17 protein-coding genes are annotated in these 16320 nt (G+C 71.0%); 4 read left to right on the forward strand and 13 right to left on the reverse strand.

Annotated features, from left to right (window positions below):
* Nucleotides 1-80 precede the first annotated feature (80 nt).
* The 3 genes from AB0C25_RS13370 to AB0C25_RS13380 form a co-directional block, all read right to left on the reverse strand.
* Nucleotides 81-2438, reverse strand: coding sequence for a sodium-translocating pyrophosphatase (locus AB0C25_RS13370; protein WP_357372822.1), 2358 nt, complete (start codon nucleotides 2436-2438; stop codon nucleotides 81-83).
* Nucleotides 2439-2755: 317 nt separating this feature from the next.
* Nucleotides 2756-3193 (reverse strand): ATP-binding protein, encoded by a 438-nt coding sequence (locus tag AB0C25_RS13375; protein ID WP_357372824.1) that lies wholly within the window; start codon nucleotides 3191-3193, stop codon nucleotides 2756-2758.
* Entirely contained in the window at nucleotides 3190-3546 is a 357-nt protein-coding gene (locus AB0C25_RS13380; RefSeq protein ID WP_357251696.1) for an STAS domain-containing protein, read from the reverse strand. Before AB0C25_RS13380 ends, AB0C25_RS13375 begins: the two co-directional genes overlap by 4 nt.
* A 140-nt stretch (nucleotides 3547-3686) precedes the next feature.
* Here AB0C25_RS13380 and AB0C25_RS13385 point away from each other — a divergent pair, with 140 nt between their 5' ends.
* From AB0C25_RS13385 to AB0C25_RS13395, 3 genes are all read left to right on the forward strand, one after another.
* On the forward strand, nucleotides 3687-6107 hold the full coding sequence (locus tag AB0C25_RS13385) for a DEAD/DEAH box helicase (RefSeq protein WP_357372826.1): 2421 nt from the start codon (nucleotides 3687-3689) through the stop codon (nucleotides 6105-6107).
* Nucleotides 6108-6205: 98 nt separating this feature from the next.
* Nucleotides 6206-6415, forward strand: coding sequence for a hypothetical protein (locus tag AB0C25_RS13390; RefSeq protein WP_357251693.1), 210 nt, complete (start codon nucleotides 6206-6208; stop codon nucleotides 6413-6415).
* A gap of 156 nt (nucleotides 6416-6571) precedes the next feature.
* A complete protein-coding gene (locus AB0C25_RS13395; RefSeq protein ID WP_357372828.1) occupies nucleotides 6572-7150 on the forward strand; it encodes a hypothetical protein in 579 nt (192 codons plus the stop codon).
* A gap of 78 nt (nucleotides 7151-7228) precedes the next feature.
* Here AB0C25_RS13395 and AB0C25_RS13400 read toward each other — a convergent pair whose 3' ends face one another.
* The 10 genes from AB0C25_RS13400 to AB0C25_RS13445 form a co-directional block, all read right to left on the reverse strand.
* Nucleotides 7229-7627, reverse strand: coding sequence for an Rv3654c family TadE-like protein (locus AB0C25_RS13400; RefSeq protein WP_357372830.1), 399 nt, complete (start codon nucleotides 7625-7627; stop codon nucleotides 7229-7231).
* The gene (locus AB0C25_RS13405) at nucleotides 7627-7941 is read right to left on the reverse strand and encodes a TadE family type IV pilus minor pilin (RefSeq protein ID WP_357373356.1); all 315 of its coding nucleotides are present in this window, start codon (nucleotides 7939-7941) and stop codon (nucleotides 7627-7629) included. The genes AB0C25_RS13400 and AB0C25_RS13405 overlap by 1 nt, the downstream gene beginning before the upstream one ends.
* Nucleotides 7942-8063: 122 nt before the next feature.
* On the reverse strand, nucleotides 8064-8231 hold the full coding sequence (locus tag AB0C25_RS13410) for a DUF4244 domain-containing protein (RefSeq protein WP_081883916.1): 168 nt from the start codon (nucleotides 8229-8231) through the stop codon (nucleotides 8064-8066).
* A gap of 22 nt (nucleotides 8232-8253) precedes the next feature.
* Nucleotides 8254-8895 carry a type II secretion system F family protein gene (locus tag AB0C25_RS13415; protein ID WP_357372832.1) on the reverse strand — a complete coding sequence of 214 codons (642 nt, stop codon included), beginning with the start codon at nucleotides 8893-8895 and terminating at the stop codon, nucleotides 8254-8256.
* Nucleotides 8892-10187 carry a hypothetical protein gene (locus AB0C25_RS13420; protein WP_357372834.1) on the reverse strand — a complete coding sequence of 432 codons (1296 nt, stop codon included), beginning with the start codon at nucleotides 10185-10187 and terminating at the stop codon, nucleotides 8892-8894. The genes AB0C25_RS13415 and AB0C25_RS13420 overlap by 4 nt, the downstream gene beginning before the upstream one ends.
* The gene (locus AB0C25_RS13425) at nucleotides 10184-11395 is read right to left on the reverse strand and encodes a TadA family conjugal transfer-associated ATPase (RefSeq protein WP_357372836.1); all 1212 of its coding nucleotides are present in this window, start codon (nucleotides 11393-11395) and stop codon (nucleotides 10184-10186) included. Before AB0C25_RS13425 ends, AB0C25_RS13420 begins: the two co-directional genes overlap by 4 nt.
* Entirely contained in the window at nucleotides 11392-12495 is a 1104-nt protein-coding gene (gene ssd / locus AB0C25_RS13430) for a septum site-determining protein Ssd (RefSeq protein WP_357372838.1), read from the reverse strand. Before ssd ends, AB0C25_RS13425 begins: the two co-directional genes overlap by 4 nt.
* A gap of 404 nt (nucleotides 12496-12899) precedes the next feature.
* A complete protein-coding gene (locus AB0C25_RS13435; protein ID WP_357372840.1) occupies nucleotides 12900-14165 on the reverse strand; it encodes a glycosyltransferase in 1266 nt (421 codons plus the stop codon).
* A gap of 8 nt (nucleotides 14166-14173) precedes the next feature.
* Nucleotides 14174-14806, reverse strand: coding sequence for a tetratricopeptide repeat protein (locus AB0C25_RS13440; protein WP_357372842.1), 633 nt, complete (start codon nucleotides 14804-14806; stop codon nucleotides 14174-14176).
* Nucleotides 14803-15162 (reverse strand): hypothetical protein, encoded by a 360-nt coding sequence (locus AB0C25_RS13445; protein WP_357372844.1) that lies wholly within the window; start codon nucleotides 15160-15162, stop codon nucleotides 14803-14805. The genes AB0C25_RS13440 and AB0C25_RS13445 overlap by 4 nt, the downstream gene beginning before the upstream one ends.
* Before the next feature lie 84 nt (nucleotides 15163-15246).
* On the opposite strand from AB0C25_RS13445, the gene AB0C25_RS13450 reads away from it, so the two are divergent.
* The coding region (locus AB0C25_RS13450) for a hypothetical protein (RefSeq protein ID WP_357372846.1) at nucleotides 15247-16320 on the forward strand (1074 nt) is incomplete at its 3' end.

A 16320-nucleotide genomic window follows, 5' to 3' on the forward strand; every position in this document is an offset into this window, starting at 1 on the left:
CCAGGTGTGGCATCGGGCCGGACGGCCGGGGTCCCCGGTCGACGGGCTACGTCGACCGGGGACCCCGGACCGGTCCAGGATCAGGCGTTGACCGTCTCCGGGCGGTGATCGCTGCTGCCCGCGCCGGTGTTGCCATCGGCGTCCGAATCGGACATCGCGATGCCCTTGCGCTTGCTGAACACCACCGACGCCACGATGATCAGCGTCGCGACCAGCGCGATGCCGACCCGCAGGCCGACGTTGCGCTCGTCGCCGACGCTCCAGGCCACCACGGCGGGCGCGATCAGCAGCGAGACCAGGTTCATGACCTTGATCAGCGGGTTGATCGCCGGGCCGGCGGTGTCCTTGAACGGGTCGCCGACGGTGTCACCGATGACCGTGGCGGCGTGCGCCTCGGAGCCCTTGCCGCCGTACGCGCCGTCCTCGACCAGCTTCTTGGCGTTGTCCCAGGCCCCACCGGAGTTGGACAGGAACACCGCCATCAGGGTGCCGGCACCGATCGCACCGGCCAGGTACGCCGCGAGCGCACCGGGCCCGAGGCCGAAGCCGACCGCGATCGGCGCCAGGATGGCGAGCAGGCCGGGGGTCATCAGCTCGCGCTGCGCGTCCCGGGTGCAGATGTCGACGACCTTGCCGTACTCCGGGCGCTGGGTGCCGTCCATGATGCCGGGCAGCTCACGGAACTGCCGGCGGACCTCCATCACCACGGCACCGGCCGAGCGGGACACCGCGTTGATGGCCAGCCCGGAGAAGAGGAAGACCACCGCCGCGCCGATGATCAGGCCGACCAGGTTGCGCGGGTTCGCCACGTTCAGCGCGTTGAGGATCTCGTTGCCGACGTCGCCCACGCCAGCCGTCGCGTACGCGCTGCTGAGCGAGTCGGTGTACGAGCCGAACAGCGCGGTCGCGGCGAGCACCGCCGTGGCGATCGCGATGCCCTTGGTGATCGCCTTGGTGGTGTTGCCGACCGCGTCCAACTCGGTCAGCGTGCGCGCGCCGTGCTCGTCGATGTCGCCGGACATCTCGGCGATGCCCTGGGCGTTGTCGGAGATCGGCCCGAAGGTGTCCATCGCGACGATCACGCCGACCGTGGTGAGCAGGCCGGTGCCGGCGAGAGCCACCGCGAACAGCGACAGCGTGATGGAGCTGCCGCCGAGCAGGAAGGCGCCGAAGACGCCGGCGCCGATCAGCAGCGCCGAGTAGACCGCCGACTCCAGCCCGATGCTGATGCCGGCCAGGATCACGGTCGCCGCACCGGTCTGCGAGCTCTTGCCGATGTCCTGCACCGGCCGCCTGTTGGTCTCGGTGAAGTAGCCGGTCAACGCCTGGATCGCGGCGGCCAGCACGATGCCGATCGCGACCGCGCCGATGGCCACCAGCCGCGGGTTGCCCGGGGCGTCGGTGAGGCCGCTGTCGAACTCGCCGAAGGTCGCCGGCAGGTACGCGAAGGCGGCGATCGCCACCAGCACCGCGGAGAGCGCCGCCGACAGGTAGAAGGCCCGGTTGATCGCGGTCAGGGCGTTGCGGTCGGACGCGCGCAGCCGGGTGATGAAGACGCCGACGATCGCGATCAGCACGCCGATGGTGGAGATGATCAGCGGGAAGACCAGACCCTGCTCGCCGAAGGCGGCGCGGCCGAGGATCAGCGCGGCGACAAGCGTCACCGCGTACGACTCGAACAGGTCGGCAGCCATGCCGGCGCAGTCACCGACGTTGTCGCCCACGTTGTCGGCGATGGTGGCGGCGTTGCGCGGGTCGTCCTCGGGGATGCCCTGCTCGACCTTGCCGACCAGGTCGGCGCCGACGTCGGCGGCCTTGGTGAAGATGCCGCCGCCGACCCGCATGAACATCGCGAGCAGCGCGGCACCGAAGCCGAAGCCCTCCAGCACGGTGGGCGCGTCACCCCGGTAGACGAGGACGACGAGCGCGGCGCCGAAGAGGCCGAGGCCGACGGTGAGGAAGCCGACGACGCCGCCGGTCCGGAAAGCGATCTTCATGGCGGCTTCGCGGCCACCTGCTCGCTCCCTCGCGGCGGCGGCCACGCGCAGGTTGGCGCGGGTGGCCAACCACATGCCGGCGCCGCCGATGAACGCGCTGAACAGGGCACCCACCACGAAGAAGAGGGAGCGGCCGATCTTCACCGCAAGCTCACTGCCATCGGTGTCGTGCACCGGAAGCAGGAAGAGCAGCACGACGGCGACGACGACGAAGATCGCCAGGGTGCGGAATTGACGGAGCAGGTAGGCCGAGGCGCCCTCCTGGACCGCCGCCGAGATCTCCTGCATTTTCTCGGTGCCCTTACCAGCGGCCAGCACCGTTTTCGTCAGGGCGGCAGCGAAACCGAGTGCCACCAGCGCGACGACCGCAGCGATGACGACGTAGGTGACATTGCTATCGGTAAGGGAAAGCCCGCCGTCGGCGGCCAAGGTCTCGGACATCTGTGTCCTCCTGTTACCGAACAATCGCGCCGGTGAGTGGAGACGCACCGACCGACGCCTGGATGCGGAATTCGCAAGCGAGCGCCAACCCCAGCGGACCAGCGATGACCACCCATACCCGCTGGCTGCGGGATGGATCACTTGCTGACAACCCGGGTACTGTAGCCCTCCGCAGTGTCGGAGGTCACACGCAGGTGCCACCGTGTCGCGATGATCTTCATCGCTGTGTTATGAAACGAAATCTGATATAGGGCCCGATCCATGCGAAGAAGGCCACATCCCCGGCAGGGGACACGGCCTACGCAGCGGAACTGGGGTCAGCGGCCGACCGGCCACACCATCCGCACCTCGGTGCCGATGCCGTCGTCGACCGGGCGCACCTGCAGGTCCTCGACGAAACCGGCGAGCAGCGCGAACCCGACGCCGGTGGTCAGCGCCTCATCGGTGAGCGACTCGTTGGCCAACGCGTCCGGCGGCAGCGCGGTCAGGCCGATGCCCGCCTCGATCGGCGCCCGGTCCACCACCCGCACCGCGTACGAACCGCCGTCCGACATCTCCACGAGCACCGGGTCGGCCAGACCGTACTGCCGGTGCAGGGCCACCGCGCGGGTGCACGCCTCACCGATGGCCAGGCGTACCTCGTCCAGCAGGTCCTCCCGGACCCCGGCGCGGCGCGCGACGGCCACGCCGACCAGCCGGGCGGTGCGCACGTGCACCGGGGCGGGGGAGAACGAGAGCTTGACGGTCGCCATCACGCGCCGGCGCCCGCCGAGTCGGCGCTGATCGCCGCGTCGACCGTCGGGTGCAACGGGAACACCTGGTCCAGTGCGGTGATCCGGAAGATCTTGAGCAGGGGCTCCTTGTCACAGACCAGGGCGAAGGAACCGCCGGCCGACCGGAGCCGCTTGAGCGCGCCGACCAGCACACCCAGGCCGGTGGAGTCGAGGAAGTCCACCCGGTCGAGATCGACCACCACGTGCCGGGCGCCACCATCGATCAACTCGAGGAGTCGTTCACGGAGCCGGGGCGCGGTGTAGACGTCCACCTCACCACCGACCTCGAGCACCGTGTGCTCGCCCTCGGTGCGGGTCGCCAGCGACAGCTCCATCGGTCCTCCTCGCCAGAGCCGTAAACTCTCGTGGGCATCTAACCACTACCGCCGGGGCGGCCTGCGGACGCCAGCGGAGGCTTCCCCTTACCCCGGTGTCCGACTTTTCATCTCCGAACACCAGTGCGAGAGTGCAGGGCGTGACCTCCGACGACTTCAGCTCCGCGCGCGGCACGCCGCGCCACGACCTGGAGTCGTCGTCCGCGGCCACCGTATCCGCTGGTCCCGGCCTCGGGCCAGCGCCGGTCGACCTGCTGCGCCGGCTTCGCGCCCGGGGCGCCGGCGACCCGGTCACCCACGTCGAGCGGGTGCCGGCCCGCGCCGGGGTGCCCGCGCCCTGGCCGTCGTGGGCGCCGGAGGAACTGCGGGCGGCGTTCGCCGGACGCGGCGTGACCGCGCCCTGGCAGCACCAGGCCGAGGCGGCCACCCTGGCGTACGAGGGTCAGCACGTGATCGTCGCCACCGGCACCGCGTCCGGCAAGTCACTGGCGTACCAACTCCCGGCGCTGGCCACCCTGCTCGCCGACCCTCGGGCCACCGTGCTCTACCTCGCGCCGACCAAGGCGCTCGCCGCCGACCAGCTACGGGCCGTCGCCGCACTGGAGCTGGAAGGGGTACGCCCCGCCTGCTACGACGGGGACACGCCGCGCGCCGAGCGGGAGTGGATCCGCCGGCACTCCCGATTCGTGCTGACCAACCCCGACATGCTGCACCACGGCATCCTGCCCGGCCATGCCAAGTGGTCCGGTTTCCTGCGCCGACTCGCGTACGTGGTGATCGACGAGTGCCACACCTACCGGGGGGTGTTCGGCTCGCACGTGGCGCACGTGCTGCGTCGGCTGCGCCGGCAGTGCGCCCGGTTCGGGGCCACCCCGGTGTTCGTCCTCGCCTCGGCGACCTCCGGCGACCCGGCGACCGCCGCCGGGCGGCTGACCGGCCTGCCGGTGACGGCGGTCACCGAGGACGCGTCGCCGCGCGGCGGGGTGACCTTCGCACTCTGGGAGCCGCCGCTGCTGCCACCCGACACCGGCTCCTCCTCCCCGGTGCCCCCACAGACGACAGGTGAGCACGACGACCTCCACCAGGTCCGCCGGTCGGCGCTGCGCGAGACCGCGGACCTGCTCGCCGACACGGTCGCCGAGGGGGTACGCACCCTCGCGTTCGTCCGCTCCCGCAAGGGCGCCGAGGTGGTGGCGGCCAACGCGCGTCGAGCACTGGACGACGCGGTGCCGGGGCTCGGTGACCGGGTGGCCGCCTACCGGGGTGGCTACCTGCGCGAGGAGCGGCGCGAGCTGGAACGGGCCCTGCTGCACGGCGACCTGCTCGGCCTGGCCTCCACCAACGCGTTGGAGCTGGGCGTGGACCTGGTCGGGCTGGACGCGGTGCTGATCTGCGGCTACCCCGGCACCCGGGCGTCGCTGTGGCAGCAGGCGGGCCGCGCCGGGCGTTCCGGGCAGGAGGCCCTCGCCGTGCTGGTGGCCCGGGACGACCCACTGGACACCTACCTGGTGCACCACCCCGAGGCGATCTTCGGCGCCCCGGTGGAGGCAACGGTGCTCGACCCGGCCAACCCGTACGTGCTGGCGCCGCAACTCGCCTGCGCCGCGGTCGAGGCGCCACTCACCCCCGCCGACCTGGTGCTCTTCGGTGACGGGGCGAAGGAGGCCGTCGACCAACTGGTGGCCGCCGGGGCGCTGCGACAGCGGCCCACCGGCTGGTACTGGCGGCACCGGGAGCGGCCCGAGGTGGACCTGCGCGGTGAGGGCGGCGCCCCGGTGTGCGTGGTGGAGTCGTCGACCGGCCGGCTGCTCGGCACCGTCGACGGTGGTTCCTCGCACTTCCTGCTGCACTCCGGTGCGGTGTACCTGCACCAGGGCGTCTCGTACGTGGTCGACGACCTCGACCTCGCCGACGGTTGCGCGCTTGTGCACGCCGAGGAGCCGGACTGGTCCACCCACGCCCGCGACGTCACCGACGTTTCCGTGGTGTCGGTGCGCTCGTACGTGGACGCCGGGCCGGTCGGCATGTTCCTCGGCGAGGTGGACGTGACCAGTCAGGTCGTGTCGTACCAGCGGCGACGGATCGCCACCGGCGAGGTGATCGACACCCGGCCACTCGACCTGCCCACCCGGGAGCTGCGCACGGTGGCGGTCTGGTTCACCCTGTCGCCGCAGTCGTTGACACTCGCCGGGGTCCAGCCGGCCGACGTGCCCGGTGCGCTGCACGCCGCCGAACACGCCGCGATCGGCCTGCTGCCGCTGATGGCCACCTGCGACAGATGGGACATCGGCGGGCTCTCCACCGCCGTGCACCCGGACACCGAGGCGCCGACCGTCTTCGTCTACGACGGGCACCCGGGTGGCGCGGGGTTCGCCGAGCGGGCGTACGGCACGGCGTCGGCGTGGCTGCGGGCCACCCGGGACGCGATCGCCGAGTGCGGTTGCGAGACCGGGTGCCCGTCCTGCGTGCAGTCGCCGAAGTGCGGCAACGGCAACAATCCGCTCTCCAAGCCGGACGCGATCCGGGTGCTCGACGTGGTGTTGGCGAACCTGCCCGAATGAGCGACTTGCATGAATCGGCATGACGCTGGGCACAATGTGTGGGAGCGCTTCCATCGATCCCTCTGTTGCTGATCGCCCCCCGTGCCCGAGGAGAAGCCGTGGCCGACACCATCGCCGAGACCGTCGACCTGCTCTATACCATCGACCAGGATCAACTCACCCTCGACCAGCAGATCGCGCTCGGGTCCGCGCTGGCCAACCTGGCTCAGGCCGAACGCCTGGATCAGATCAACGAACGCCTGCGCGTCATCCACCAGGTCCTCAACACCTGGGCGGTGCGCGCCGCGACCACCACCGACGGGCGCTGACCCACCCCCTTTCCACCGCACGGGCACCGGGATGTTGGGGTAGTCGTTCGACGACCCACGACGGCTACCCAGCATTCTGCGATCGTCGATGGCGAGGAGCGCGACAGTTGTCGGGCTGTGCGAGACTCCGGCGGACCAACCCCCTGAGGAGTTCAGATGCAGTTCGACAATTTGCAGAGTCAGCACCAGTTCCATGTCCGTCAGCGGCTGCGCATGATGGTCAACCAGTACGAGGTCCGTTCGGTCTCCCCGGACGGCACCGAGGGTGAGCTGATCGCGTTCGCGCAGCAGAAGCGGCTCGCCTTCAAGGAGCAGGTGACGATCTACACGGACGACTCGAAGCAGCAGCCCCTGCTCGGTTTCAAGGCTCGCCAGCGCATCGACCTCGGCGCCACGTACGACGTGACCGACGCCGCCGGGAACGCGATCGGCCTGTTCCGCAAGGACTTCGCCCAGTCACTGCTCCGGTCGACGTGGCACGTCGAGCAGGCCGGCCTGCCGCAGGTGACGGGCCAGGAGCGCAGCCTGCCCGTGGCACTGCTGCGCCGGTTCGTCGACTCCCTGTCGTGGCTGCCGTACCACTTCGACTTCACCGCCGGCGGCCAGCCGGTCTTCACCGTGGTCAAGAAGTGGGGCCTGCGCGACAAGTACATCGTCGAGGTGCAGCACCCGCAGATCGACCGCCGCCTGGTCATCGCCATGGCCGTCGCCCTCGACGCGCTCCAGGCTCGCTGACACCCTCGACCCCCGCTGCTCGGCCGCTGACCGGGACACGGCTCTCCGCCCCGGTCCCGGCCAGCAGGCCGCTGCCGATCAACCGCGCACCGGGCCGGCGCGGGCCGTCGATGTGGCGACCCGACTCAGTCCGGGGAGTGGTGTGAACGCCACCTCGACGGTCACCAACACGTCCAGTCCGTCAAGGCGACAGCCGACCATCCGACCAGCGTTGCGGCTGGCGATGTCGCCCGCTGACGCGCAGGCCATCGCCTCGCCTTCGAGTGGGCGGGCGGCGCCCGCCAGCGCGCCGAGATCGGCTGCCACGCCCGCCCGCTGACCCGCTAGCTGAGCCGCGGCGACGGCGGCGCCGAAGGTGCCGACCAACAGGAAGACCAGTCCGATCGCCAACACCAGGACGGTCGCACCACCCCGTTGCGAGTCCGGCGAGCCGTCCTCCCGTAGCTCGGAGTCCGGGCCGTGAGTCCGTCGCACCATCAACTCCTCTCGGCAGCGCCGGGCTCCACTGCGGCGACCGCGGTGGCGACCACGGTGATCCGAGGGAGCCGACCACCCAGCGCCCGGACCGGCGCGCGTACCGTCGTCCGCACCCGCTCGCCGTCGACGGACACCGACACCTCCGCCCCTGGCGGTGCGGCACGCTCACCTTCGGCTATGCCGTCCGCGCCGCGGGCGGCGGCCAGCGCCGCTTCCCGCGCCGCGTGCAGGCAGCCGGCCTGGGCGCTTACGGCATTGACGGCGGTGAGGCCGGCCAGCAGGAACAGGAGCAGCGCCGGCAGGCCAGCCGCCAGTTCGGCGGTGAACGACCCTCGATCCCCGTCGGCGGCCCACTCGACGGCGCGGACTCTCCGCCCGCCGCGCGCTCGCTCGGGATTGCCCGGCCTCCGATCGCGGCCAGCCTGCCGGCGCCCGATCACTTCAGCGCCCGGTCGATGACGGCGGTCAGCGCCGACTGGACGTTGCCGGACGTCAGCACCTTCAACAGGATCCCGGCGAAGGCGACTGCGGCGAGCGTGCCGACGGCGTACTCGGCCGTGTTCATTCCGGCGTCGCCGCGCAGGCGGGCGATGAGTTTACGCATTGCTGTTTCCCTTCTCGATGGGTCAGAGCACGTCGCCGAGAACGGCGACGATCACCGGCACCAGGCCGGCGAGAATGAACGCCGGCAGGAAGCAGAGCCCCAGCGGCAGGACGATGAGCACGCCCGCCCGACGGGCTGACGCCTCGGCAGCGGTCGCCCGGTCGGCACGAAGGTCGTCGGCGAGCCGGGTCAGTGCGCCGGCGAGGGCCGCGCCGCTGTTGGACGAGCGCAACGCCGCTGCGGTCAACCGCTCCGCGCCGGGCACTCCGTCCAGCGCAGACCACGCCTCCGCCGGGCCACCGCCGAGCAGCAACGTACGGCCGGCCCGGGCCAGGCGCGCCGCGAGCGGTCCGTCCAGAGCCTCGGCGACGGCCAGCACCGAGCGATCCACCGGAGCACCCGCCCGCATCGCGGCTGCCAGCAGGTCGACCGCGAGCGGTAGGTCAGCGGCCTCCTGAAGCCGCCGCGTGCGCACACCCGGCGACTCGATCCGCCGCAACAGAGAATCCAACAGCCACGCGGTCGGGACCGCACCGAGCAGCCCCAGCCAGCCCCCGGCGACCACGGCGACGGCCAGCCCGCCCAGCGCCGCGGCGAGGCGGATCGCGTCCGGCCGCAGCCCACCGCTTCGACTGCGACGGCTTGTCAGACTTCGCGACATCATCCGGCCCGTCCAGGCGTCGCGCCCAGCCGTTCCGTCCAGAGGAGGCCCACGACCTGCAGGGCGACCGCGACGACCGCACAGACCCCACCGACACTGCTGTGCAGCAGCACCGCCACCGGGTCGACGCCGATCCCGTACCCGAGCAGAATCCCGCCCACCGGCAGTGCGGCCAACAACCAGGCCGTGGCCCGGGCACCGGCCGCCTGGGCCGCCGCGGCAGCCAGCCCTCGGTCGGTCGCCCGAGCATCGGCCTCGATCCGCTCGACGAGGTCCGCCAGCGGCGCGCCGGTCCGGTCGGCCAGCCGCACCGCAGCTGCCGTCAGCTGACGCAGCCGGTCGGACCCGTCCCACCCATCGGTGGCGGCCTCGATCGCATGCTGAACGGGCAGGCCGGCCCGGAGGTCCGCCGCGAGGCCACACAGTTGGTCCAGCCCACGTCGCCGCCGTCGCTCGGCACCCCGGTTCACTCGCCAGCGCAGCACCGCCCGCCCGGTCAGCGCGGCGTACCCACCCGCCGCGACCGCTGCGACCGGGCCGCCGACCACCGCACCGACACCACCAGCCAGCAGCCCGACCAGCGGCAGCACCCGCCTCGACGACCGTCGAACCCGTCCCCGCGCCGCCACGGTCGGGACATCGGCCGACCCGACGAACCGGTCCGACCGCCCGACGACACCCCCGCGTCCCTCGGCCGTCGCCGGGCCGGACGCGCCACCCGGGATGCCCGCCACGTCGCCGTACCCAGCGGTCGTCACCGCGGCCGAAGCACCGTCCGGACGGTCCGCCCCCACATCGCCGCCGCCGATCGTCATCTCGGCCACGGAGGTGCCACCCCGTCCTTCGGCGGCCGGGATCCTGGCCTCGTGCCCAGTGGCGCCGGCCGGACGTCGGGGATCCCGACGGGTTGGGGGACGTGTCGGGCCTACGGGTCGGGCGCTGGCCAACGACCCGCCCGTCGCACCGGGCCGGATCGCGCTGCCGGTGACGTCCCGGCTGGGCCAGCCGAGCGCGGTAGGCCTCCCGCTCCGATTCGCACTGGTCCGCGGCCGGCACGGAACGCTGAGCGGGCCACCCGGGGTCAGCGGGTCGCCCGGCCCGTCGACCGGGCCGTCCGGCGTGCGGCCGAGTTCCCGGATCCACTCCACGAGCGCGTCGGTGGGATCGGTGCCGCCGCCTCGCCGTCCCGTCGACAACACCCGACGTCGGCGGGCCCGGATGCTGTGCACGGGCCATGCCACCAGGACTGCGGCGACCAGCAGCAACGTCGCCACCAGCACCGTCGCGCCGGTCATGCCGGGCCTGCCGAACCCGGCCACGGCTCGCTGAGGATCGGCGGCACCGCCACCCCGCGCTCGCGGAGCAGCGCCCCCAGTGCGCGGGCGGCCAACCCGAGACCACTGCCGCGTACCCAGGCGGGCACCACGGTCACCAACCGTTCCGGTCCGGCGGGCAGGAGCAGGCAGATCGACTCCAGAACGCGTCCCCGGTCGCCGCGCCGCACCTGGAACAGCACCTGCAACGCGGCGGCCACCTGGGCGTGCAGCGCGGCGCGCGGCAGCCCACCCAGCATGCCCAGCGCCTCCAGCCGGGCGGGCACGTCGGACGGAGAGTTGGCGTGCAAGGTGCCAGCGCCCCCGTCGTGGCCGGTGTTGAGCGCCGCGAGCAGGTCGACCACCTCGCCGCCCCGGCACTCCCCGACCACCAGGCGGTCCGGACGCATCCGCAACGCCTGCCGGACCAGGTCCCCGAGGCTGACCGTGCCCGACCCCTCCACATTGGCTGTACGCGCCTGGAGCCCGACCACGTGTGGGTGCCCCGGACGCAGCTCGGCGGCGTCTTCCACAAGCACGATCCGCTCGGTTGCTGGCACCATCCCCAACAGCGTGTTGAGCAGGGTCGTCTTGCCCGACCCGGTTCCCCCGCTGACCAGGTACGCCAGGCGGGCAGCCACGACGGCGGTGAGCAGCGGCGCCACGGGTCGTGGGACGGTCCCGTGGCGGACCAGTTCGTCGAGACTGAACGGCCGGTGCCGGAAGGTCCGCAGGGACAGGTAGGGGCCCTCGGTCGCCACCGGTGGCAGCACGGCGTGCAGTCGGGTGCCGTCGGGGAGCCGGGCATCCGCGTACGGGGAGCCGTCATCGAGCCGACGGCCGGCGTTGGCGATCAGGCGCTGCGCCAACCGGCGAACGTCCTCGATCGAGCCGATCGGGACCGCGACCTGTTGTAACCCCGAACCACGATCGACCCAGACCCGGGTCCCGTTGACGAGGACGTCGGTGACCTCCGGGTCGGCGAGCAGTGGAGCCAACGGCCCGGCACCCACGAGATCGTCGTGCACCCGGTCGGCTATCCGCAGCACGGCGTTGTCGCCGAGCACCGCGGCGGATGGCTCGGCCCGTACCGCGGAGACGATCGCCGCCGCCGTGACCGGGGTGGTGGCAGCGGCGATCCGTTGCCGCACGCGGGCGGCGAGGGTGCCGTCCTGCGACCGGCGGGTCATGCCGCACCCGTCGCCGGGACACCGGTGAGGTCGGTGACGATCCGCTGGCAGAGTGCGGCCAGCGGGCCTTTCCCCGCAGCGGCCGGGGCCTCGCCTCGTTCCAGTCCGCGGCACAGCCCCGGCTCGGGGCGCAGCGCGCCAGCCAACGGCAGGCCCAGAGCCCGTGCCACCTCGGTGGCACGTAGTCGGCCCGGAGCGGGCCCGCGCACCACCACCGAGAGCGCGGCGCAGTGCGGGGCAGCCGCGGCCACCACCCGAGCGGCCGCGGCGGTGGCACGCAACTCGGCGGGGACGACGACGAACGCCTGGTCCGCCGCCTGCAACGCCACCACCGCGGCGTCGTCCAACTGTCGGGGTACATCCGCCACCACGAAGTCCCGACCGCGTCGGGCGGCGTCGACGGTTGCCGCCATCGCCGCCGCCGGCAGCGCCAACATCTCGCCGCGGTCCCAGGAGAGCACCACCAGGTCACCCCGGTTGGGCAGGGCCCGCACCAACGCCGGGGCGTCCACACGCCCGTCGGCGCTGGTGAGCGACGGCCAGCGCAGCCCCTCCAACTGCTCCCAGCCCAGTACGAGGTCGAGACCACCCCCGAGCGGGTCCGCGTCGACAAGCAGCGTGCGCAACCGGGCCCGAGCGGCAGTCACGGCGAGGCCACCAGCGAGCACGCTCGCCCCGGCCCCGCCCCGGCCGCCGAAGACCGCGACGATCCGAGCGCCGACCCCGTTCGGACGGTCCGGACCCTGTTCGGCGAACCGATCCACCAGCCACGACTCCGCGGTGGGCAGCACGGCGACGTGTTCGGCCCCGATCAGCTCGGCGGTCTGCCAGCCGGGGTCGAGCTGACCGACCCGGCCGACCAGCACCAGCCGGGACCGCTGCGGCAATCGGGCACGCAGACACGACTGCGCCTGATCGGCGCCGAGCAACACCAACGGAGCGGGCTGCCAGCGAGTACGGGCGGCGGCCGGGTCGCGGGCCAACTCCACCTCGGTCCCGCCGGCGGCGGCGAGCCGGAGCAGATCATCGAGCAGATCGTCGTCGCCGGTGACCACCAGCGGGAGCGGGCGGATCGGCGGAACCGAGGTACGGGATGGCATCGCGGCCTCCAGCGGTCGGGCTCTGGTATGTCGCCGACCCTGCTCGGAAACCGCACGGCAAGCCGTCCGACCGTGCCCACCTGTGGACAACCTCGGGGGCTGTGGACAACGCCCGCCGGGACAGTTGATCTGCTACGCGCGCGGCCTGTCCGCCACCGCACGAGTTGCTCGAGACGGCAACGGGGCCGCTCCTTTCGGGAGCGGCCCCGCTGTCGCCGGTCGGCCAAGCTGGTCGGTCCAGCCGACGTCGAGGATCATCTGGTACGGACGGACCCGCACCGCCACGTCTTACGAGTAGGCCACGCCGTCACCCCCGCCGAGGGATTGATGATCGTCTCGGCAGCACAGGAAGCGGCCTACGCATCGGCTTCCGCACGTCGATGGCGACGCGACCCGTCCGAAAGTCATATGTTCAGCGGTCCGCCGTTACGCAGGGCGTCATCCTTGATCGCGATGAGATTCGCGGACACGTACGGGATGTTGTGCGCCTGGTGCCACTCGCTCGGGAAATACGTGACCAGACGCGACGTCTGGAAGCGGCACTTTATTTCAGGTACGAACCGAGAATAGTTGGCGTCCGTAAAATACCAGAACGAGTTCTCGTTGTAGAACGCCACGTGCGTCGGGTCCTGATAGGCACCTCGACCGTCGGTGCTGGGCGTCAGCGACAAGAGCATCCCGTTCGGTGCGAGCAGTCGGTACAGCTCGTTGAACAGCTTGATCTTGTCCGGGATGTGCTCCAGGAAGTCGGCGGCTCGAATGACTCCGACACTACTGTCCGGGAGGTCGACTCCCTTGGTTATGTCGCAGACCATGTCGACGCCCGACCCATCGTGGTAATCCAGGCCGAGATAGCCTTCCGGCTTGTTGTGGGCAGCACCGAGATCCAGCGCCAGGAGGCCCTGCCGCCGTGACCAGGCCAACGCGTTCTGCTGAATGTTCCGATCGTAGATCTCCACCGTACGCTGCTGGATGCGAGCGTTGACATCCGGAATGCGCTGCGTGTTCTTGGCGTGCATGCGCTGCAGGTACAGGCATTTCTGAATGTGATGGAACTCGCTCACCTGGTACATCCGAGCCATGAGGTCGGCGTCGTCCGCGACATCGAGCGACTCGTCGTATCCGCCGACCTTCTCGTAGATGTCCCGGCGGAAGGCCCGCACGTGGTTCGGTGCATACCAGATGTAGCTCACGTTGTGAGGTGTCGGGGGCAACGCGCGGCAGACCAACACCTCACGGCCGTCCACTTTCTCGTCGTAGTGCCGCCAGCCGAACGACGTCGCGAAACGGTCTTCACAGCGGCCGCCGTCCTCCTGGATCTGCGCGGTGTCGCTGTAGACGAATCCCACCTCCGGGTTGCCGTCGAAGGCGTCCACGATCTGTTGCAGACAGTCGGTGCTGAGCAGGTCGTCGTCGTCGAGCTCGACAAGTATCTCTCCGGCAGCCTCGGCGCAGGCGCGCCCCTTCACGGCACCGACGCCGTCCAGGTTGTCCTCGACAATGAGCCGGATCCGATCGTCGTGCCTCTCCGGCCGCCAACGAGACCCTTGATTGAGAATGACCACCCATTCCCAGTCGGTGAAAGTTTGCGCGACCAGCGAGCGGAAACATTCGTCGATGAAACGAGTGCGGTTGCTTCCGGTGAAGACTGTCACCCGCGGGGTGTTCATCGAGCCGCTCACCTACCCGCCGGAGCCGAGGATCGATTGGTCGGGGTCGGGGTCGGGCGGTACTTCGCCGGAACGGCAGAGGTGAGCCCCTTGTCCAGCCGGATCGCGGCCTTGAAGGCGTCCCGGGCTTTCGAGTCGTCGCCGGTCTGGGACAGCAGCATGCCCAGCCGGAGGTAGGCGGTTGACGACTTGTTGTCGATCGACACCACCTTGCGGTAGATGTCAATCGACGTCGTCGGGGCCTCACCTTCCAGTGCAATCGCCTTGTTAAACAGGGCCGGCTTGTAGTTGCCGTCGGCAGCCAGTGCCTTGTCGTAGTTGGTGATCGCCTCGTCGGGCTGGTTGCGCGACTGAGCGATGAAGCCCAGGTTGAACCACGCGAACTTGTTGTCGACCTCTGCCGCCACCACCTTCTCGAAGGTGGTCTTCGCCGCGTCGAGGTTCCCGGCTTGCCCCTGCTCGACTCCGAGCTTCAGCAGGTCCGCCGGAGCAGTCCCGGCGTTGGTGTCGCCGTTCGCCTTGTCGCTGTCGCCGGAGCTGCTCGTCTGCGGCTTCTCAGCAGGCTTGTCACTGCATCCCGCGACTCCGGTCAGCAGGACCGCACCACAGGCAAGTGACCCGAATATCTGACGCGTGTTCATTGCTCCTCCGTGAGGGTTACGGGGCGGCCCGACTCGCTGTTCGGCCGGTTGGAATTGCCACTGTTGGCCGGGGCCCGGCCCGATGAAGTGCCGGCAGGCGCGAACGCCACAGGGGTGCCGAGCGAAATGCAGGACACCCAGATATCCGCACCCCCACCGGTGAAGGTGAACTGGTAGCCACTTGTCGAGAGTGGCTGGATCAGCACCGGGTTCACGCCCGCACCCGAGAGCTGGTATCCGGTTCCGACGGCGATGTCTCCGGCCTGACAGCCGAAATTCACAGGAGTATCCGCAATCACGGTCAGCGGACCCTGAATGTAGGCAGCCTCGACTCCGTTGCCCGCCAATCCCTGCACGCCCTGAGCGCCAGTGGCGCCCTGCGGTCCTGGTACGCCCTGGGTACCCTGAGCGCCCACGTCGCCCTGGGCACCCTGGAAGCCTTGCGTGCCCTGAACGCCGGTCTCGCCCTGCGCGCCCTGAGCACCGGCCGCACCTTGAGCGCCCGCCTCGCCCTGAGCACCCTGAACGCCCTGGGCGCCTTGGAAACCCTGGGCGCCGATGTCTCCCTGAGGTCCTTGTACGCCCTGCGCACCTGGAATGCCCTGAGGGCCGGCGTCGCCCTGCGCACCTTGAACGCCTGCGTCGCCCTGTGCGCCCTGGAACCCTTGAGCACCCTGAGTGCCGGTCTCGCCCTGCGCACCCTGAGGACCAGCCGCACCCTGAAAACCTTGAACACCCTGGAGACCTTCAGCACCTTGCGCGCCTTGAGCACCCTGGACGCCGGTGTCGCCCTGCGCACCCTGAGCACCCGCGTCGCCTTGAGCACCCTGGACGCCAGCGTCACCCTGAAGCCCCGTCGCGCCCTGCACGCCCTGAAAACCTTGAGCGCCCTGAACGCCGGCCTCGCCCTGAACCCCGGCCTCACCCTGCGCGCCTTGAGCACCCTGAACGCCGGCTTCGCCTTGGGCGCCTTGAGCACCCTGAACGCCCGCCTCACCCTGAACGCCCTGCGCTCCCTGCAGGCCCTGCGCCCCTTGAGCGCCCTGGACACCCGCCTCGCCTTGAGCGCCCGCGTCACCCTGCGCGCCCTGAACGCCAACCTGACCCTGAGCACCTTGAGCGCCTTGAGCGCCTTGAGCACCTTGAGCACCTTGAGCACCTTGAGCGCCTGTGTCACCCTGCAAACCTTGGAATCCCTGAGCGCCCTGGACGCCGGCCTCACCCTGAGCCCCCTGAGCGCCCGACGCGCCTTGCGCGCCCTGAACGCCGGCCGGGCCCTGCACACCCTGAGCGCCTTGAGCGCCCTGAACTCCAACCTGACCCTGAGAGCCAGCGTCACCCTGCGCGCCCTGGAAACCCTGTGCGCCCTGAACGCCGGCCACGCCCTGAGCGCCCGTCACACCCTGCGCGCCCTGAGGGCCCTGAACCCCCGCTTCGCCCTGAGCTCCCGTGTCACCCTGCGAGCCTTGAAAGCCCTGCGCGCCCTGAGCGCCGGCCACGCCCTGAGCGCCCGT

Origin of the sequence: Micromonospora sp. NPDC048839, from assembly GCF_040649915.1 — a bacterium.
Lineage (GTDB): Bacteria > Actinomycetota > Actinomycetes > Mycobacteriales > Micromonosporaceae > Micromonospora.